At 50.1% G+C, this 19,504-nt stretch carries 14 protein-coding genes and 1 tRNA gene; 5 read left to right on the forward strand and 10 right to left on the reverse strand.

What is annotated here, in order from left to right; genetic code table 11:
- Position 1 precedes the first annotated feature (1 nt).
- Complete coding sequence (locus tag V1224_11650; GenBank protein WWR15131.1) at positions 2-886, forward strand: DegV family protein; 885 nt, start codon at positions 2-4, stop codon at positions 884-886.
- Here V1224_11650 and addA read toward each other — a convergent pair.
- The 4 genes from addA to V1224_11670 form a co-directional block, all read right to left on the reverse strand.
- The gene (gene addA, locus V1224_11655) at positions 832-4,440 is read right to left on the reverse strand and encodes a helicase-exonuclease AddAB subunit AddA (protein ID WWR15132.1); all 3,609 of its coding nucleotides are present in this window, start codon (positions 4,438-4,440) and stop codon (positions 832-834) included. The genes V1224_11650 and addA overlap by 55 nt on opposite strands.
- 1 nt (position 4,441) lies before the next feature.
- A complete protein-coding gene (gene addB, locus V1224_11660) occupies positions 4,442-7,849 on the reverse strand; it encodes a helicase-exonuclease AddAB subunit AddB (GenBank protein WWR15133.1) in 3,408 nt (1,135 codons plus the stop codon).
- Between the two features lie 100 nt (positions 7,850-7,949).
- Entirely contained in the window at positions 7,950-9,296 is a 1,347-nt protein-coding gene (locus V1224_11665; protein ID WWR15134.1) for an MATE family efflux transporter, read from the reverse strand.
- 70 nt (positions 9,297-9,366) lie between these two features.
- Positions 9,367-9,966 carry a TetR/AcrR family transcriptional regulator gene (locus V1224_11670; protein WWR15135.1) on the reverse strand — a complete coding sequence of 200 codons (600 nt, stop codon included), beginning with the start codon at positions 9,964-9,966 and terminating at the stop codon, positions 9,367-9,369.
- A gap of 275 nt (positions 9,967-10,241) precedes the next feature.
- Between V1224_11670 and V1224_11675 the strand changes: the two genes are divergently transcribed.
- Complete coding sequence (locus tag V1224_11675) at positions 10,242-10,526, forward strand: hypothetical protein (protein WWR15136.1); 285 nt, start codon at positions 10,242-10,244, stop codon at positions 10,524-10,526.
- Here V1224_11675 and V1224_11680 read toward each other — a convergent pair.
- From V1224_11680 to V1224_11690, 3 genes are read right to left on the reverse strand one after another with little or no spacing between them, the layout of a single operon-like run.
- Entirely contained in the window at positions 10,512-11,909 is a 1,398-nt protein-coding gene (locus tag V1224_11680) for a PLP-dependent aminotransferase family protein (GenBank protein ID WWR15137.1), read from the reverse strand. The genes V1224_11675 and V1224_11680 overlap by 15 nt on opposite strands.
- A 5-nt stretch (positions 11,910-11,914) precedes the next feature.
- A complete protein-coding gene (locus tag V1224_11685) occupies positions 11,915-12,670 on the reverse strand; it encodes a DUF2225 domain-containing protein (GenBank protein ID WWR15138.1) in 756 nt (251 codons plus the stop codon).
- A 9-nt stretch (positions 12,671-12,679) separates the two neighbouring features.
- A complete protein-coding gene (locus tag V1224_11690) occupies positions 12,680-14,371 on the reverse strand; it encodes a glutamine--tRNA ligase/YqeY domain fusion protein (protein ID WWR15139.1) in 1,692 nt (563 codons plus the stop codon).
- A 119-nt stretch (positions 14,372-14,490) separates the two neighbouring features.
- On the opposite strand from V1224_11690, the gene V1224_11695 reads away from it, so the two are divergent.
- Genes V1224_11695 through V1224_11705 form a run of 3 tightly spaced genes read left to right on the forward strand, consistent with a single transcriptional unit; the run spans position 14,491 to position 17,768 of the window.
- Positions 14,491-15,348 (forward strand): EcoRV family type II restriction endonuclease, encoded by an 858-nt coding sequence (locus tag V1224_11695; protein WWR15140.1) that lies wholly within the window; start codon positions 14,491-14,493, stop codon positions 15,346-15,348.
- Positions 15,335-16,282 carry a Dam family site-specific DNA-(adenine-N6)-methyltransferase gene (locus V1224_11700; protein WWR15141.1) on the forward strand — a complete coding sequence of 316 codons (948 nt, stop codon included), beginning with the start codon at positions 15,335-15,337 and terminating at the stop codon, positions 16,280-16,282. Before V1224_11695 ends, V1224_11700 begins: the two co-directional genes overlap by 14 nt.
- A gap of 22 nt (positions 16,283-16,304) precedes the next feature.
- Positions 16,305-17,768, forward strand: a complete 1,464-nt coding sequence (locus V1224_11705) for a hypothetical protein (protein ID WWR15142.1) — start codon at positions 16,305-16,307, stop codon at positions 17,766-17,768.
- A gap of 28 nt (positions 17,769-17,796) precedes the next feature.
- Here V1224_11705 and V1224_11710 read toward each other — a convergent pair whose 3' ends face one another.
- From V1224_11710 to V1224_11720, 3 genes are all read right to left on the reverse strand, one after another.
- Positions 17,797-18,135 (reverse strand): hypothetical protein, encoded by a 339-nt coding sequence (locus tag V1224_11710; GenBank protein WWR15143.1) that lies wholly within the window; start codon positions 18,133-18,135, stop codon positions 17,797-17,799.
- A 268-nt stretch (positions 18,136-18,403) separates the two neighbouring features.
- Positions 18,404-18,477: transfer RNA gene (locus V1224_11715), tRNA-Arg, on the reverse strand.
- 130 nt (positions 18,478-18,607) lie between these two features.
- A complete protein-coding gene (locus V1224_11720; GenBank protein WWR15144.1) occupies positions 18,608-19,471 on the reverse strand; it encodes a hypothetical protein in 864 nt (287 codons plus the stop codon).
- Between the last annotated feature and the right edge of the window lie 33 nt (positions 19,472-19,504).

Genomic DNA, 19,504 nt, shown 5'->3' on the forward strand with positions numbered 1-19,504 from the left:
AATGGAAAAGACCGGCATTGTGACCGACAGCCACAGCAGCATTACACAAAAACAGGCAAAGGAACTGGGCATTTTTGTCCTTCCGATGCCTTTTTACATTGATAACGCATGTTATTACGAAGATGTAACCCTGTCCCGGGAAGAATTTTTCCGGGAACTGAATCGCGGTGCGGAGATTACGACCTCCCAGCCCGCTCCGGCACAGGTGATGGAGTACTGGGACAAAGCACTGGCACACTATGAGCAAATCTTATATATTCCCATCAGCAGCGGACTGTCCGGTTCCTGTGCCACCGCCTGCGCCATGGCGCAGGAACCGCTTTACAGAGACAGGGTCTTTGTCGTTGACAACGGCCGGGTGTCCGCACCCCTTCACTGTACGATCCTCGATGCCCTTGATCTGATCGCCAGAGGATACTCTGCCGGTGAGATCCGCCGGCTTCTGGAACAGTATCGGGATAAAATGGTCATCTATGTCGGCGTGGACACGCTGGAACATCTGAAAAAAGGCGGCCGCGTCACACCTGCCGCCGCTGCCATCGGCACCGTTCTCAATATTAAGCCTGTACTCAGATTTGATGTGGGAACGCTGGAACCTTTCAAAAAATGCCGGGGCTTCCACAAAGCAAAAAAAGTCATGCTGGAAGCAGTGCGGCACGACCTGACGACCCGCTTCGCAGACTGGTATGAACGAGGCGATTTTCACCTTCTTGCGGCCTCCAGCGCCGCGCAGGAGGACACAGAGCAGTGGCTGTCCGAGATCCGGGAATATTTCCCCGGCACTGAAGTGATATGCGACGCTCTGTCTCTCGGCGTATCCGCCCACATCGGCTACGGCGGACTGGGCATCGGCTGCTCCTGTAAGCCGCATACACTTCCAAAATGAAACGAATAAATCAGCAATTCTTTGACCCGTTTTCCCGTTATCGTAGCCAGCGCCTCCCCATAATAGGCAAGCTGAGTCTGATAGCGGGAGATCAGTTCTTCTTCCCGGTCCACGCGGTCAGTCTTATAATCAAGCACAACGATCTCCCCGTCCTCTTCCCAGCAGACATCGATAATTCCCTGGATAAGCACAGTCTCTCCGGCAGGGAATTCCTCTCTCACCCGGTTTGCCGGCAGGCCGAGCATAAAAGGCTGTTCCTTTTTCAAAAGGCCCTTTCTGTCGGCCCGTCTCATGCGGCCGGCGACATCCGTCAGCAGAAAATCCGCAATCTTAGCCGCATAGATGCAATCTCTCTCCTCCTCCGTCATCTTCCTGTCTGCCATAAACCGCTCCAGTAATTGATTGACTATATCAGTCATCTCTTTTTTCGAAACGTTTTGCGGAATATCAGCAAAGTCAAGCAGTTCCATCGCCCGGTGAAAGGCGCTGCCTCTGACAGAACCGGTGAGTCTTTGCTCCTCCCGGCAAAAGCGCGGCACATGGGCCTCTTTCTCCTCCGTGTCAAACAGATGCGCCGCTCCTTCCGTCGCCTCCGTCATTTTCTCCATCTTCAGCTCAGATACCGTCGTCTTGGTATACAGCTCTGACAGATTCCACGGATAACGGTATGCGAACCGCTGTTCGAACAACTGCTTCCACTGCTCTACGTACCCTTCCGCTTCATACTCTTCCAGACGCCGGCGTCTGTAACTGTCCAGGACTGCGGCCTCCACCTCATCCTTTTTCAGCTCCGATGCCTCTATCACCCGGATTCGCTCAGCCACAGGAAGAAGAAAATCCAGGAGACTTCCAGCCGTAGACAGTGTCAGAAAGGAGCTCTTACTTCCCTGGCCGGTCCACCCTTTTGCTGTCTCTGTCCTGCCAAGCGCCGTCAGTTTCATCGCAGGCTCCGAGATGCAGCCGGTGAGGATCAGCTTTTCTCTGGCTCTGGTCATCGCCACATATAAGATGCGCAGTTCTTCTCCCAGATTATCGAGCTGCTGCCTGCGTGCCAGCACATTTCTGCGCAGCGTCGTCCGCTGCAACCGCTTCCGTATATCGACATACTCACAGCCTAGCCCCATATCAACATCCATCAGCAGACTCTTCGCCTGATCCTGCACCGGGAACCGCTTTGCCAGCCCGGCCACAATGCACACCGGAAACTCCAGTCCCTTACTCTTATGGACGCTCATGATACGCACCACGTCCGCATACTCATCCGTGACACCGGCCACACCGTAGTCGACCTCATATTTCTCGAGCTGTTCCATATAACGGATAAAGGCAAACAGGCCATGGCTCCCGGTCTTTTCGAACTCTGCCGCTTTCAGCAGCAGCATTTCCAGATTGGCCCTGCGGATGTCCCCCTCCGGAAATGCTGTCATATACTGCATGTAACCGGTCTCCGCCATTACCTCCCGCAAGATCTGCCTGACCGGCTCGAAGACGGTCTTCCCGCGATACGTCTGAATCAGACTCAGGAACTTTCGCCCTTTTCCCTCTTTTTCCTCTGCATCCGCACTCTCACACAGCGCTTCATAGAGCTTTTTTTTGGGAGAAGCCGCACGCAGCTGCGCGATTTCCTGCTCGGTAAATCCACCGACCGAAGAAGTCATCACACCAAACAGCGGAATATCCTGCAAAGGATTGTCCAGAATCCGCAGAAAGTGCAGCATCGTCCTGATCTCCTGAGAGGAAAAGTAACCGGTAGACGAAGCCCGGTATGCAGGAATCCCATATTGCTTGAGTATATTTTGCATCGTCTCATCCCAGCCGACGTTCGAACGCAGCAAAATCGTAATATCTCCATAGCGGACGGGCCGCAGCAAGCCGCTCTCTGTGTCCGTCACCTGGTGGTCCTGCAACAGACGGCGAATCCGCCGGGCTACCAGATGCGCCTCCTGCTCCGCCGCAGGCAGGCTCCCTTCCTCTCTGGCAAGCAAAAGCAGCTCCGCACCGGCCTTCTCATATGGCGGATAAACCGCCCCCGGATAGAGCGCCGCCTCCTCATCATAGGCAACACCGCCCAGTTCCTCTCCCATGATCCTGGAAAATATGTCATTGACTTCATCAGTCACTTCTTTGCGGCTGCGGAAATTTTTATGGAGACTGATCTTTCGCCGATCCCCTTCCGTCTGATAATTCCTGTATTTCTCCATGAAGATCTCCGGCCTTGCCAGCCGGAATTTATAGATACTCTGCTTCACATCCCCGACCATAAACCGGTTATATCTGCCCGTCTCTTCCCCGGAAATACTCTGCAGCACATATTCCTGCACGAGGTTGCTGTCCTGGTATTCGTCGATGATGATCTCCTGAAAATAATCCTGGTACTCCCTGGCCGTTTCCGAGGGGATATGTCCCCCTTCCGGCGTCTCTTTCAGTAAAATCTCCAGTGCATAATGCTCCATATCACTGAAATCGAGCAGATTTTTCTCCTGCTTTTTCTCTGTCATCCTCCGGCTGAATTCCAGTGTCAGCGACACAAGCGTCCGCACAATACCGCTCCCGGCCTGCATTTCGCTGATCTGCTCTGAAAAGGGCAGAAAGAAATACCGTTTCTCCGCCTTGTCCAGCGCCTCCTTCACCTCTGTCCGCATCGCTTTCACAAGTTCCCGTTTCTCCAACGATACCGTCTCGTCCTTTTTCGAGGGCAGACGGCCGAATGTGATCCCGGCCACCGCCTCCCCGTACGCCCGAAAAGACTCTCTGTCCGCGGCGCAGGCCAGCATCTCCCGCTCCTTCTCCAGAAGCGGCGCATACATATATGGTCCGTCCGGCTGCCCGCATACGGAGAGCGCCCGTTCCAGATGCGACACACAGGCTGACAGCAGCTTTCTCAGATCTTCTCTGGCAAACGCAAGCCAGTCCGCGGCCTCCGCATCTTCGGCATCTTCCGGTGCATATCCGCGCGCTGCCTCCTGCAGCCACTGCTCCGGAAACGGATGACTGCGCGAAAACTCATAGAGGCGGAGGATATGCTCCGCCAGCGCCTTTTCGTCCCCGCCCGCATGAAAGCTCTCCACACAGGTGAGAAATTCCCCGTCTTTCTGCGCAAAATGGTCTTCCATCAGCGCCGTCATCACCTCGCCCCGCAGGAGTTTCAGTTCTCCTTCATCCGCCACACGAAAGCCCGGATCGAGGCCGATGTCATTGAAATTATTGCGGATCACGAACAGGCAAAAGCTGTCGATCGTCGTGATCTGCGCGTTATGGAGCAGCGTCATCTGTCTTTGCAGATGCTCGTTATCCGGTTCTTCTTCCAGACGCCTGCCAAGCGCTGCGCTGATCCGCTCCCGCATCTCCGCCGCCGCCGCATTGGTAAACGTGACGATCAGCAGACGGTCAATGTCCACCGGCCTCTGCGGATCGCTGACCATGCGCACGATCCGCTCCACGAGCACAGCTGTCTTCCCACTGCCGGCGGCTGCGGAGACGAGAAGGCTGCACGCTCTGGCATCAATGACCTCCTGCTGTTCCTGCGTATAGGATATTCCTGCCTTGCTCCCCATCTCACTCCTCCTCTTCCTCCTGCATCTTTGTGAGCGCCTCTTCCCGGGTCAGACTTTGCAGTTTATTCGTCTCATAACCTGCGAGCCGCCCGTTAAAGCCACACACACTCTTATAGACACAATAATCACAGCCCGTGTCCCCTGCGTATTCATAGGGCCTTTTCCCAATCTCTCCCTGGAGGATCTGTCTGCCGATCTTTTTGATCTTACCGCTTACATAAGACGATATGGTGCGCAGCTCCTCTTCGCTGAGCGCTGCGGAGCGGCTGCCGAGACTGCCGTCCTTTTTCCGCTCCACCGGAATAATCTCCGATCTGCCGCTGAATTGTCCGTCCAGTCTGTCAATAATGTCATCGCGCTCATTGACGACCCCCTTCATGCGCAGGCTCTCGCGAATCTTTTCATTAAGCGCTTCCTCGCTGAGCTGTTCCTGCGCCCTCACCATCGGGTCTGCGACATGATAATAGAGCATCGCTGCCGGAACGATATGTCTGCCTTTCTCCTTGCGGCCGATCATCTCCATCGCCGCATTCATATAGACGACAAGCTGTAACTGCAGGCCATAATAGATGGCGGCGATGTCCAGATTTTGATTGCCCGACTTATAGTCAATGACTTTCACATAGACCGTATCTTCTTCGCGGCAGGTGTCGATCCGGTCGATCCGTCCCAGCAGCCGCATTTTTTCCTTCTCGGAGAGACTGACATTGACCGATTCAATCTCTGACAGCGAGGAAAAAGAGACTTCAAAATGTTCCGGCCTGAACTTTCCTTTCTGTAACTGACTCTGCAAGGTAAAGACCGTACGCCGAAGGATACGTTTCATACGCGTGACAACGTACTGATACCTGGCGCTGGAAAAGAGAATATTGTCTCCATAAACCGCCGTCTGCGCATCGACCGCTTCATTGATCAGCCGTTCTCCCAGCTCTCCGGAAAAGCGCAGCCAGTCACTGCCGTTTTCTTCCAGAAGTCTCGCAAACTGTTCCAGCACGCCATGAAAGAGGGTGCCCATATCGACTGCCTCAAAGGCAAACGTCTCCCGCTCTTTCAGGGAAAGCCCGTACTGAAGAAAATAGCTGTATGCACAGGCCGCATACTGTTCCAGGCGGCTGACACTGCTCGTGAGGATACTGCCGTACAATGCCCGGGCCACCTCCGCTCCCAGCGTGCTCTCCTCATAGCGAAAGAACGCTGTCTCCACAAGCATCTGCAATGTCCGTTTATATAACGGATGCGAGGCATATGTCCGGTATAAGGTAAAGAAAAAAGGCTCGTCCACCGGGTTGCCTTTGGCATATTCCCGGAGCTGCCGCGCCAATACGCCAAATCCGTCGTCTAAAACCTGAATCTGTTCCTGTGGGCTTCGCATCTGTGCCCCTTCCACCTGCAGATCCGGAAACATTTTTTTCACCGTCCCGATCAAATACGCCGGGCGCACCGCTTTCCCCTCCCCATTCACTCTCGTATAAGACAGATAGAGCCGCTCACTCGGTTTCGTCATATTCATATAGAGATACAGGCGCTGGATATACATCTGCTGTCTGGGCGATGGCGCCATCTCCCACTGCCCCTGCGCAAGAAACTCACGGTCCGTGTCGGAGATAATGCCGCCTCTGGCGCCGCTCTTTGGGATGTTGCCGTCATTGACCCCGAGAAAAAACAGCACCTTGATCTCTTTCAGCCGCGTTCGTTCCATATCTCCCACTACAATCCGGTCAACATTCTGTGGAATGGTACCTACCTGAATCTCTCCGAATCCTGCATCGAGAATATCCGCAAACTCCTGCAGCGCCATCTCTTCCTCCCCGATCAGATCATAAATCTGCTCCAACAGTTCCATGACCAGCCGATAGATCTGTCCGTATTCTTTCGCTTTCACAAGATCGCCTTCCGCCGAGAATTTCTCTTCAAAATGCGCCAGCTTCTCGTAAGCCCCGCTCTCCACAAGAAACGTATACAAATGTGTGACATAATCTCTGACAGTCTTCCCCATCCCGAGCAGAGGCGCAAGCCTGTCTGCCAACCGCTGCCTGACAGCGTTGATCTGCGCCAGTTCTTGCGACTCCTCTTCCGTAAGGCTTCTTCTGACGAACAGTTCCTGCCACCGTTTCCTGCCCCGGATCCCATAGCGCAGCACATAGTTTTCCAGTCTGTCGGTCTCTTCCATTGAAATATCCGCAAGCCCGCTACGCAGGAAATGAAAGACCGTTTCATAAGAAAAATCATGCAGCACTATTTTCAATGCGCTGCGGATATATTCAATAAACGGATTATGCCCGATCCCCTTTGTCGTGTCCACATAACAGGGAATCGAAAACCGCCCAAAGATTTCTTCCACATAATCCGCATAGGCTGACAGATCCCCGGCTACCACGGCAATGTCCCGGTATTGATAACTTTCCTCCCGCACCAGTCTTCTGATCTGCAGGCAAGTCTGGCGCACTTCCTCTCCGGGCGTTGCAGCCTCCGTCAGATGGATGGCCCCCTGTTCTCCGGTATAAACCCGGTTGCGATAGCGAAACAATTCCTGCTCCAGATGTGCCATACTCGGATTATCCCGGAAACGGGGAACCGGCCGACCGGTGAGCACAATATCCGCTTTACGCGGCGTCCCTGTCTCCTGCGCCAACCGGATCAGAGAACGCATCATCTTCCTGCTGAATGCAAAAAGCTGCTGCTCCCCTGTCTCCTGCTGCAAGTCTTCCCTGCCATCCATGATTACGGCCACTCTCACCTCTCTGGCAAGAGACAGCAGCTTCTTTATAATCTGATTCTGCACAGGCGTAAATCCGGTAAAGCCGTCAAATACGACGACACTGTCCCTGATCATAGCCGACCGCTCCAGTGCCTGTGCCAGAAGCCCGAGCTGCCCCTCCGTCGTCACAAACCGGTCGCCGATGGCATCCAGAAATGATTCGTAGAGCACAGCCAAATCCTGGAGCTTATAATACAGACTGCCCCGGGACCTGGCATACTCCGTCAGCTCCTGAAGCTGCACTTTACCAATGCCATACTGCATAAACTCTGAAATCGCTGACTTGACTTCGTGGATATAACCGATCTTTCTCATATGAGAACCGATCACCGTCAGCTTCTCCTCACAGTCCGCCGCAATCTTACGCAGAATCAGGCTCTTTCCCGTATCGTCCAGTACCGGGCGTCCCCCTTCTCCGGTCTCCTCAAAGATTCTGTGTGTCAGCCGCCCGAAACTGAGCACCTCGATATTCATAATGCCTCGATTCGGGTGTCTCGTCACCAGCTCCTTCTGCGTCTGCATCGTGAACTGATCGGGCACGATAATAAAAAAACGGGTGTTTTCTTCTTCCATGGACTGCCGGATAATATCCGCATACAGCCTCTCGCTCTTTCCCGCCCCTGAGCTGCCGATACAAAACTGTAATGCCATAACTGCTCCTTTATGATCCCTTCGTGCTTTTCTCCGCCTTTTGTACCCAACCGTTATTTATACAGACCCCATGCCCTCAGCGCATCAAATATAACGCACGTTATCTTGTCACGTTCCGCAGCCATTTCTTCTTTCTATAGCGGAAATAACAGAACGGAATCTTCACCAGCTCATCGCTCATGAGAATAAAATAGACTGCCTTAACCGGGAGCTCCCACACGAACGCCGCCAGAAACCCGAGCAGGATCGCCCAGCCCCACAGGATGCCCGCGTCGACAAACATCCCGAATCTCGTATCTCCGCCGCCCCGGAAGACACCAACAATACAAGTACAGGTTGCCGACTGGGCGACCACATAGTAGGACATCATAAACAGAAAACTATGTAAATAGTCTGCCGTAAGGCCGGAAAAGCCAAGTCCGTGCAGAATCAGAGGCCGCATCGAAAAGATGACGATTCCTCCGATGAGACCAAAGCAGACTGCCAGGCGGATAAAACGACCGCCGTAGACCTGCGCTTCCTCCTTTTTATTCTCGCCGATCGCCTTGCCGATCATAATCGCCGTGGCATTGCCGATACCGAACGCAACGACGGTGGCAAGCTGGCGCATTACATGCGAGATCGAATTGGCTGCCACAGCGCTGCTGCCAAGATGTCCGATAATAGCCGCCATCGCCGAATATCCGGCTCCCCACATAAACTCATTGACGACAACCGGACTGGCATATCTGATAAAATCCCGCAGCAGCCCTCTGTCTGTGTGCAGGAAACAGGATAACCGCAAGCGGATGACGTGATTGTGATAATAAGCATATACGAGCATCATCACAAGTTCCAGCATTCTCGCACAGAGCGTACCGACCGCCGCACCGACGATGCCGAGCTCCGGAGCGCCAAACAGACCAAAGATCAACACCGCATTGACGACAAAATTGAGCACCAGGGAACAGCCATAGACGACGGTGGAAATCAGCACTTTTTCGATGCTGCGGATCAGGTTCAGATAAGTCATACTGACCGCTACCATCGGATAGGTAAAAGCCACGATCTTCAGGTACTTAACGCCCTCCGCGATTACCTCTGGCTCGTCTGTAAAAATAAGCATCAACTGCTCCGGGAAGAAAAAACTGCCTAACATAAAAATAAGGCCTACGGCCAGTGCTAATTTCACAACGATACCCAGCAGCTTTTCGATTGAGGCCGTATCCCGCTTACCCCAATACTGCGCTGTCAGCACGGATACCCCCGACGCCGTTCCAAACAAAAAAAGATTAAAGATAAAAAACACCTGCCCGCCAAGAGAACAGCCAGACAGCACCTCTTCTCCCACCTTGCCGAGCATGATGACATCCGTTGCCGACACTCCTACATTGATCAGGTTTTGCAGCGCCATCGGCACGACAAGCGCAAATACTTTTTTATAAAATGTTTTCTTTTCCATTTCCATGTCTGCCTTTCCTCCCCTTTTTTGTCTTTTTATCTGTATGATCATTCACCGGTCATGACGCTCCTGTCCGTCACCGCATACACAGGTCTTCCAGTTCCTGCAGATACGCAATCGCCTCTTTATAATAGGCGTCCGGCTTGAAATGTGCTTCCTGTACCATCTCGGACAGCAGTCCGTTCAGTGTAAATTCCACGATCTTTACGATCTTTTCCCAGGAAACGCCCTCCACTTCCTGAAACACTACCCGGTTGTAAATATTATCGTATGCCTCCAGCAGCGTTTCCGCCGATTCCCTTGTCGCCTCGACCGCCTCCTGTGCATCTTCTCTCTCTGCCCGCAGCAAAAACATCTGCATATAAGGAAAATTTTTCATCGCCTCGGTCCTGGCACGCTGAATCTGCCTGCACAGATTGAAATAGTCTGTCTCCGTATTGTTGACCGAGGAAGTCATTTCCATCATCACATATTTTACACTATAGTCATAGATAAACCCGTACAGCCCCGTCTTACTCACAAAATAGTGAAACAACAGTCCCTTGCTGATTCCCGCCTCCTTCACCATCTCGTCAGTGCTGGCTCTGCGAAACCCGTTCTCTGCAAACACTTTCAGTGCTGCGTTGATCATCCTGTCCTGTTTTTCCTTTTTCAGATCAAAAAATTTCTCATTCACGACAATATGTGCGCTCCTCTTCCGTAAATTGACTGTTTGGGTCGATTTCTATCTTAACACAGTCAGTAACGACTTGCAAGGAAAATATAGGAAGGCTGCCGGCAAACACAGGAAGAAAAACGAAAAGTCATCTTTGCGGGCAGGAAGAAGAATAAAAAGTCACCTTTGCGATTGTCGCAAGAAATGTAACGGTTTCCTCGTATAATCTCTTTTCATTTTCATAAAATAATATTATAATAGGGATAAGTCATACAAAAGTGAAAGGAGTAAATCTTATGGCCAAAAAATTTGGAAAATTCCTTCTTCTTATTTCTACAATCGGGGCCGCATTAGCCGGCGCTTATTATTTTATGAAGAGTAAAAACAGCTCTCCCGCAGAAGAGGACGACGATTACGAAGATCTGGATGACGATTCCGATGAAGATGACGGTCAGAATGGCGGGGAGCGTTCCTATGTTTCCCTGAATTCCGGTGATAAGGCAAATGCAGAGAACGCTGATGACTCAACGGTAGAAGAATTTTTCGACGATGACGACGACGGTTCTTTAGATGCAATCTGACAAGATCCGGACTCCGCTCTCTATCTCATCTTCGTGAAGTCCGGCATACCCTAATATCAATGTAGGCTGCCAGTCCTCTGGCAGTCTTCCGATATAGGTATCTGACATTCCATATAATTTCATGTCTCTCTCTGCTGCCAGGCGCAGCAATTCCTGTTCTGTTTTTCCCCCATGGCAATGGAGAAGCAGATGCAGACCGGCATTTTCTCCCGATACCGTCACATGGTTTAAATATTTTTTGCAGCACAAAAGCAGTCTGTCATGTCTGCTCTTATATATTTTGCGCATTTTATTCAAATGCCGTTCAAAAGCCCCGTCGCGAATAAATTCATGCAGCACAGACTGATCAAGGCGGGATACGGTGGAAGAAAAGAACATGCACTGACTCCGGTAACGCTCCAGCAGACTCTCCGGCAATACCATATAGCTGACACGGATCGCAGGAGCGATAGCCTTGGAAAAAGTCCCGATATAGATCACCCTGCCTGCCTTGTCGGACGCCTGCAGTGAGGGGACAGGCTTGCCCCGGTAACGAAATTCACTGTCGTAATCATCCTCAATCAGATAGCGCTCCGCTCCCGACGAAGCCCATCGAAGCAACTCCAGACGCCTGCCGATCGGCATGACAATCCCCATCGGAAACTGGTGGGAAGGCATCACATAGGCCAGATCCGCGCCGCTCTCCTCGAGCAGATCCACCCGCATCCCCGACTCATCCATGGGCACCATCTTCACCTCATAGGCAAACGAACAAAAGATCCGGTATGCCCGCTTATAAGTTGGATTTTCAAGAGCAACTTTCCTCCTGCCACCCAGTATCTTCTCCAAAAGCAGGAGCAGATAATCATTTCCCGCGCCGATTATAATCTGCTGCGGCCTGCAGTTGACTCCCCTGGATGTATGGAGGTAATGGCAGATCGTGCTGCGCAGCTCCCTGTCTCCCTGCGGATGTCCCAGTGCAAACAATTCCTTCCGGTCATCAGTCAGCATCTCTTTCGTAATTTTCTTCCATGTGCCAAAAGGAAAACTGCCAAGTTCCACCACATTCGGAGAAAAGTCGTACCGAAACCGGGGCTGCTCTGCCTCGTCGCTCTCGCTCCTTCTCTCCATCCGACACTCCAGATCATACAGTTCTTCGATTTTACATACAAAAAAGCCTTTATACGGACGGGACTCAATATATCCCTCCGATAAAAGCTGTCCATAGGCAAGATCCACCGTACTTCTTGATACCTGCAGATATTCTGCCAGAAAACGAGTAGAAGGGAGCTTTTCCTGATACCGCAGCTTCCCTTCCCTGATCTCCTGTCTGATATGGTCGTAAATCTGCTCGTACAAGTGTCTGCCACTGCGGCTGTCCAGTTCCATAACCAGATCATTCATATTTATTATTGTCCTTTTGTACTTTTTACGATCTCATCTTTCAGATCACGGGCCCTGTCTTTGATCCTCGCGCCAGCTTCCCGGGAGGCAATAATGCCGGACACGAGCTTCATCGCCGCGTCATATTCCCCGTAGCGCAGAGAGAGTGCTGCGATCAGATAGTCCACCGTGCTCTCATCCATACCGCAGAGCGGGTAGTCTTCCTTCAGGTTGGCCTGTTCAAACCCTCCCTTGGCGCTTCGCAGATATTCATCTTCCTGTTTTGCCAGTTCTTCCCGCTTCGCTTCCTGCCCTTCTTCCCCCTCCAGACTCTGCCTCCATGCCCGCAGCAGCCAGCCGCATCGCAGACAGATAAATGCCTTTTCGCTGTCATCCGCGTTCTTCGCCATACTGTTAATCAGCGCCATTTTATAGCGAAAGAAAGCATCCTCATAAGAATAAGTTGTTTTTGCCTCTCTCGGCTTATAAGCAGTACAGACCTTTTCCAGGATCTGGCGCTTCTGCACTTGCGTGACCGTATCAAAGTAACGTTCCAGGGCGGTATACCCACACTGAGGACACAGTACCACATCGTACTTCAACGTATTGACCGTTTCATAGATCGGACGCAGATCAATATCCGAACCGATCATCCTTGCTTTGGATGACTTCACCGTGGGATTTTTAAACTCTAACTCACAGATAGGGCAAGTGTGATTTTTCCCAAACACATACTGCTCGTCAGACGGACACCCGCCTGCATTTCCTGATACTTCTGACATTTTTCCCTCCTATTTTGGTAAAACATATGAACTCTTTAATGATACGATCCTGTTAAACACCGGTGCACCCTCCCTGGAATCTTTGTAATCCACGCAGAAAAATCCCTGCCGTACAAACTGGAAGCTCTCTTCCGGCTTTGCCTCCCGCAGCGCCGGCTCCAGATAACAGTCATGCAGCACCGTCAGCGAGTTGGGATTCAGATTGAGGCTCCCGTCCTCATTGTATACCCCCTTCTCCTCATCGATAATGTTTTCATACAGACGAACCTCCGCCTGCACAGCCTCAGACGCAGGCACCCAGTGAATGGTTCCCTTGACCTTTCTCCCTGTAAAACCGCTTCCGCACTTCGTCTCCGGGTCATAGGTGCAGTGCACTTCCGTGATCCTGCCGTTCTCGTCTTTGACACAGCCAGTACATGTCACAAAATAAGCGTGCATCAGCCTGACTTCGTTGCCCGGATACATACGGAAATATTTTCTCGGCGGCTCTTCCATAAAGTCATCTCGCTCAATATAAAGCTCTCTTCCAAACGGTACCTGACGGCTGCCAAGCGCCTCATTCTCCAGATTGTTGGCAACCTCCAGAAGCTCACTCTCTCCCTGAGGATAATTGTCAATGATCAGTTTTACCGGGTCCAGAACCGCCATCATCCGCGGACGCTTCATCTTCAGGTCTTCCCGGATACAGTATTCGAGCGCCGGGTACTCCGCGATTGAATTTGCCTTTGAGACACCGCACAGCTCGACGAACCGCTGGATAGATTCCGGCGTAAACCCTCTTCTGCGCAGGGCAGCGATCGACACCAGCCGGGGATCATCCCAGCCGTCCACGATCCCGTCTTCCACGAGCTTTTTGATATACCGTTTGCCGGTGACAACATTTTTCAGATATAATTTGGCAAACTCGATCTGCTTCGGCGGCTGCGGATACTCCAGTTCCCGCACCACCCAGTCGTACAATGGTCTGTGATCTTCAAACTCAAGCGTACAGATCGAATGTGTGATTCCTTCTATGGCATCCTCGATTGGATGTGCGAAATCATACATTGGATAGATGCACCATTTATCGCCCGTATTATGGTGTGCCATATGCGCCACGCGGTAGATGACCGGATCCCGCATATTCATATTGGGAGAGGCCATGTCAATCCTGGCACGGAGCACCTTTTCTCCATCCGCATAGACACCGTTTCTCATATTTTCAAACAGTTGCAGATTTTCTTCCACACTGCGGCCGCTCCCCGGATCTTCTCTGCCTGGCTCCGTCAATGTCCCCCGATATTCCCGGATCTCATCCGCAGACAAGTCGGAAACATAAGCCTTTCCTTTTCTGATCAACTTCACGGCTGCCTCATACATCTGGTCAAAATAATCGGAGGCAAAAAACAGCCGGTCCTCCCAGTCCGCTCCCAGCCACTGAATATCCGCCTTGATCGACTCCACAAATTCCACTCTCTCCTTGGTGGGATTCGTATCGTCAAACCGCATATTAAACTTGCCCTGATATTTCTGTGCCAGTCCGTAATTCAGGAGAATGCTCTTGGCATGTCCGATATGAAGATAACCGTTCGGCTCCGGCGGGAAACGGGTATGCACCGTATCGTACACTCCTTCCGCCAAATCTTTGTCTATTATCTGCTCAATAAAGTTTTTGGAAACAGGTTCCTTCTCTTTATTTTCCTTTTTTTCTGCTTCTGCCATTTCCTACACTCCTCATGATTATTTATTCAAAGACTTGATAAGTAGTATAACATATTTTTTCCATCTGTCATAGATGCAAGTGTCTGTGATATAATAAAAAATGAAAGGATTCCATCATAATGAAAAACGAACAGGAAAAACGTATCTTTATCAAAGAATTAAAAAGTTTTGCAGCGTCACTGAACGCTCAGATCACGCGAAACAATGAATGGACGATTCGCGGCTTTATTGATATTTTCAAAAACATCTATACGCTTTCTTCCGATACAAAGATCATCTCAAAAGTTCTCGAATTACATCTGTTCCCATACTTTTTGGCATTTGCACATAATATCGGATATGAAATAGAATTAGCTGCTCATCAAAACTGGTATCCGGATCTGACCTTTGTACATAAATGTAAGCCGGAAGTTAAATTCGCTGTTGATCTGAAAACAACTTACCGTGACGAAGAATATCCCGGATTTTGTAACGGCTTCACACTTGGCTCACATGGGAAATATTTTGTCAGCCGGACAAGTACTAAAAATATTCAATATCCGTACAGCGATTATCATGGCCACTTTTGTGTGGGTATTATCTACACAAGATCTGTCATTGATAAATTGGAAGAAACCAGACTCTATACGATTGACGACGTGGAAAATATCCCTGCAGTCATCCATAGCTTTACTTTCTTTGCAGAAGAAAAATGGCGCATCGCAAGCGACAAAAGCGGCAGTGGCAATACTGCGAATATCGGCAGCATCCAAAAAATTGATGATATTCTTGCCGGAAATGGTGTCTTCGCCAAAGCAGGCGAAGAATTGTTTGACGATTACTGGGCAAATTTCGGAAAAATGGAAATTCCTGATGCCGCAGGCGGGCACAAAAAATTATCCTCGTTTGCGGAATATTTGAATTACCGGAGATTACCCGCAAGTTTAAATAATCCCAAAGCTCCAAAAAGGAAAGGCATAGCGCATGACAACAGATAAAATATACGTCCCGCCAATCAAAATACAGGGTATCAAAACCAAGCTGGTACCTTTCATCAAAGATAACGTTTCTCTCTCAGAAAAAACAATATGGATTGAACCATTTATGGGATCAGGAGTCGTCGGCTTTAATATCGCTCCGGCCACCGCAGTTTTCGCAGATACAAATCCACATATTATAGAATTTTACAATCAGATCAAAACTGGAAAAATTACTGCTTATATTGTCAGGCAGTTTCTGGAAGAAGAAGGCCGGATTCTTTCCCAAAAAGACGATCGCTATTATTATGAAGTCCGCGACCGCTTTAATGAAACGCATAATTCACTGGACTTTCTCTTTTTAAATCGTTCCTGTTTTAATGGTATGATACGATTCAACAGAAATCTTGCATTTAATGTCCCTTACGGACACAAACCGCAGCGTTTTTCAAAAGCATACATTACCAAAATAGTAAATCAGATCGCTCATGTTGAAGAATTATTGAAAAACAACGACTGGACTTTTCTATGTCAGTCTTTTGAACAGACAATACAGGCCGCGGACCCCGGTTCCTTTATTTATTGTGATCCTCCCTATATTGGCAGGCATGTCGACTATTATGACAGTTGGAATGAACAGTCGGAACTGTCCCTGTGTCAAGAACTTCTGGCCTCAAAAGCCCGTTTCATGTTGTCCACATGGGATCATAATGCGTACAGGCAAAACGAATATATAGAAAAAGTCTGGCATTTTTGCCATAAAAATACCCAAAAACATTTTTATCATGTTGGAGCAAAGGAGACCAACCGAAATCCTATGACGGAAGCTCTGCTGACCAATTATGCCACAGCAGAAAATAAAAACCTCCTTTTATCCGGTTACCGGCAATTATCATTATTTGATTCTGTCGATACTACTATCGTAAAATCAAAAGATATTTTATCATATAAATAAACACCATAAAGGATACCCTGCTATGAACAAATTAAAAAAATGGCTCAGTCCCGATCTGTTATTTTATATCATTGTCTTTGTTTCGATCATTATTTTCGTCCTGCTCCAGCCGTTCGGCGATCCGCCGGATGAGGTAAATCGTTTTAAAGTTGCCCAGTTCATCTGCCGTTACGGCAAACTGCCTACCGGAGAAGAGTTTGAAGTCGCAATCGGAGGCTACGGCGGTTCCTACGCCTTCCAGCCCATCCTTCCCTATATCATACAGGGGCTTTTTATGCGTTTTCTGACTCTCTTTACCCGTGAAAACCTGATGCTCCTGCTGGGCGCCCGTCTCGTAAATGCGGTCTTTGGTCTGACCATGGCAGTCTATGTGCGCAGACTCTCCCTTATGCTCTTTACGGACAGGCTGACCGGATGGCTGTTTTGTTTTCTCACCATGTTCCTGCCACAAAATCTCTTCCTGCATTCCTATGTGAACACAGACTCCATGGCATTGATGTCCGGCGCCATGATTTTATATGCCTGTGCCTGCGGCTGGCAGTATGATTGGCGGCGGCGGGATTGTCTCACACTGTCCGCAGGGATTATCTTCTGCGCTCTTTCATACTATAACGCTTATGGACTGATCGTGGCTGCGATTCTGCTCTTTTGTTTTTCTTATATGAAAAGTGTCAAAGGGCAAAAAAAACGCCGTCCCTCTGTGAACTGGCGCTCCCTCATACAAAAAGGACTCTTTATTTCCGTCATTGTGCTGCTCGGTATCGGCTGGTGGTTTGTGCGCAACTATCTCATACACGACGGCGACCTGCTGGGACTGAATGCCCGGATGGAAAATGCCATGCGCACCGCCCTGCCCGAATACAATCCGGCACTGCGAACTACAATCGCAGACACTGGTATGCCTGTCTGGGATATGGTCTTCCACACAGACTTCCTGCACTTCCTCTGGAACAGTTTTGTCGCCAGATTTGGTCCGATGACGCTGCCGACACTGCCCTTCCTGTATATCTGGTATTACCGGATCTTTGGCTTTGGCTGGCTCTTCAGCCTGATCCCGCGCAGATGGAGTAACGGCTTTGCCCGAACCGGCGGTTACTTCCACAGCGGTATGCAAAGCGGCTTACCGATCGAAAAAAACAGGGCCTTCCCGACCCTGTTCCATCTTCCTCTGCTGCTCTCGATACTGATTACGGCAGGACTTTGTATCTATTACTCTTACACGAACGATTATCAGCCCCAGGGGCGTTATATCATGCCCATGCTTTTGCCGTTCATGTACTTTATTTCTCTCGGCTTCCACAAACTCGTAAGTTTTCTGGAAGTCTGCCTGCCTTTTGCCGTATTACAGAAATGGTGCCGTCCCATTATTCTCGGGGGACTGATGATATTTCTGACAGGCGCACTCATACTCACACTTGGCTGCATCGTCATCCCCCATTATCTGACAACTGTCAATTTCTGGAACGCAGAGTGGATCGCGCTGTAAAAGTCAGGACAAACAATAAATCCTCTCATTACTGCCAGTGATATGCGCAGCAGCCTTCATATGCGCTGTGAGGCAGGCAGACATAGCCGTCATGGACATGTTCCGTGATCTCCGTACAACCTGCTACATTACACACCGCATGACAATGACCGTCTCCTACCGTATGCGCGCAGTAATAAACACCGTCATGCTCATGGATTCCTGCGATAGAGCAGCCTTCCACCTCGCATCTCGCATAAGCAGGCGCAGCCTGTGTCCTGTAATAGCCACAGCCATGCCCGTGTCCACGCCCATGATGCGCCATGACAACCATCGGCGCCTGCAGCGCAGCGAGAATGACCAAGGCAGTCAAAATTACTTTCTTCATACGAATACCTCCGACCTTTTCAACAAATCTGTTACTGAGTTCTCTTTCCTTCAGTGTAACACAAATTTATAGAAAAGCAATGAGATTTCTGAAGAAAGCCAAAAAGAATCGCGCATCCGCAATTCACCGCGCACAAGAGACCGCCTCAGTAGTAGTTTCCACTCCGCAAACTGCGCAATTAGATTTTTATCGTATAAGAAGAACTTCCGAATACAATAAAAAATAACGGAAATACTGTCTGACCAGCATTTCCGTCATCTTCTCACTACGTGCGTTAGAGGATTCGAACCCCCGACCTTTTGGTCCGTAGCCAAACGCTCTATCCAGCTGAGCTAAACGCACATTGTCGCTTATCGGTCGCGACAGTGATATTTTATATGTTTATCCAACATTTGTCAAGTAGTTATTTGAATTTTTCCAAATCCTGCTTTTGTTCCTGCCCTGCGCCAGGAACGTATAGACTGTCCTGTCGTCAAAGCTGCGTATTGACGACCAGTCCTTTCAGATCCTCATCCATCAGTTCCGCTTCTTTCTGTATTTTTCGAAGCTGCTTGTCGATGTCGCTGCTCTCTGTCACCACATCGTTGACCTCACTGGTCGTTTTTTCCTGCTCCTTCATGGCCTCTGCTTTCGCCGCCTCGACCTGATCCATGATCTGCGCCTTGTTCTCTTTGAGCTCGTCAAGTTTCTCCTGCTCTTTTTCTTTCTCTTCTTTCTGTTCCTGAGCATTCTCGATATTTTCGTCGTACTTCTCCTCGATCTGCTCCATCGCCGCTTTCACAGCCATGCCAACGATCTCATCGGAACCGGCAGCAAGCACTTTTTCCTCCTGATCGACGGCCCATGACATACTTCCTTCATATCTCTGCGCCAGATCTGCCTTTTTCGCACTGCGGATACTCGCGTTCTCTGACATCTCCCGGCGCTGGGCATCGGCAAGATCCCCCTGCGCAGTCTGTACCCCTTCCCGGTAAGTGCGCAGCGTATCCTCATCCAGATCTTCCGGCGCTTCTTCAATGTATTCTTTCAGCTCATTGATCCTCTCCAGCGCTTCTTTCTGATCGGCCCGCGCGGTCTCGATCTTTGACTGACTCTCTTTCAGCATGTCATCCTGCTCCAGATCCCGCGCAAACTTATCTTTTAACACCTGCGCCGCTTTATCGCGGATCTCTTTTTTCTTCTTTTCAATGGCATTCTCACCGTTATCACGCCCGAGGTCTCCGGCAAAGATCGTCACATCTCCTCCCTTTGTCTTCGTCACCCTGTCGTCTCTCTCCCCGTTGTTCTCAATGCCAAAGGACACAGTAAACATACCGTTATTGTTCTCAATCTTCATGGCAATCCTCCTCCCCGGATATAAACACAAATA

The sequence above is a fragment of the Lachnospiraceae bacterium JLR.KK008 genome, assembly GCA_037015955.1.
In the GTDB taxonomy this organism is placed as follows: Bacteria; Bacillota; Clostridia; order Lachnospirales; family Lachnospiraceae; genus VSOB01.

Coding starts and splice junctions, on each gene's coding strand:
- V1224_11710 (WWR15143.1), bottom strand. CDS start 18,135: ATGAAGAAAGTAATTTTGACTGCCTTGGTCATTCTCGCTGCGCTGCAG.
- V1224_11680 (WWR15137.1), bottom strand. CDS start 11,909: ATGAATGATCTGGTTATGGAACTGGACAGCCGCAGTGGCAGACACTTG.
- V1224_11700 (WWR15141.1), top strand. CDS start 15,335: ATGACAACAGATAAAATATACGTCCCGCCAATCAAAATACAGGGTATC.
- V1224_11695 (WWR15140.1), top strand. CDS start 14,491: ATGAAAAACGAACAGGAAAAACGTATCTTTATCAAAGAATTAAAAAGT.
- addA (WWR15132.1), bottom strand. CDS start 4,440: ATGGGGAGCAAGGCAGGAATATCCTATACGCAGGAACAGCAGGAGGTC.
- V1224_11685 (WWR15138.1), bottom strand. CDS start 12,670: ATGTCAGAAGTATCAGGAAATGCAGGCGGGTGTCCGTCTGACGAGCAG.
- V1224_11690 (WWR15139.1), bottom strand. CDS start 14,371: ATGGCAGAAGCAGAAAAAAAGGAAAATAAAGAGAAGGAACCTGTTTCC.
- V1224_11665 (WWR15134.1), bottom strand. CDS start 9,296: ATGGAAATGGAAAAGAAAACATTTTATAAAAAAGTATTTGCGCTTGTC.
- V1224_11675 (WWR15136.1), top strand. CDS start 10,242: ATGGCCAAAAAATTTGGAAAATTCCTTCTTCTTATTTCTACAATCGGG.
- addB (WWR15133.1), bottom strand. CDS start 7,849: ATGGCATTACAGTTTTGTATCGGCAGCTCAGGGGCGGGAAAGAGCGAG.
- V1224_11705 (WWR15142.1), top strand. CDS start 16,305: ATGAACAAATTAAAAAAATGGCTCAGTCCCGATCTGTTATTTTATATC.
- V1224_11720 (WWR15144.1), bottom strand. CDS start 19,471: ATGAAGATTGAGAACAATAACGGTATGTTTACTGTGTCCTTTGGCATT.
- V1224_11650 (WWR15131.1), top strand. CDS start 2: ATGGAAAAGACCGGCATTGTGACCGACAGCCACAGCAGCATTACACAA.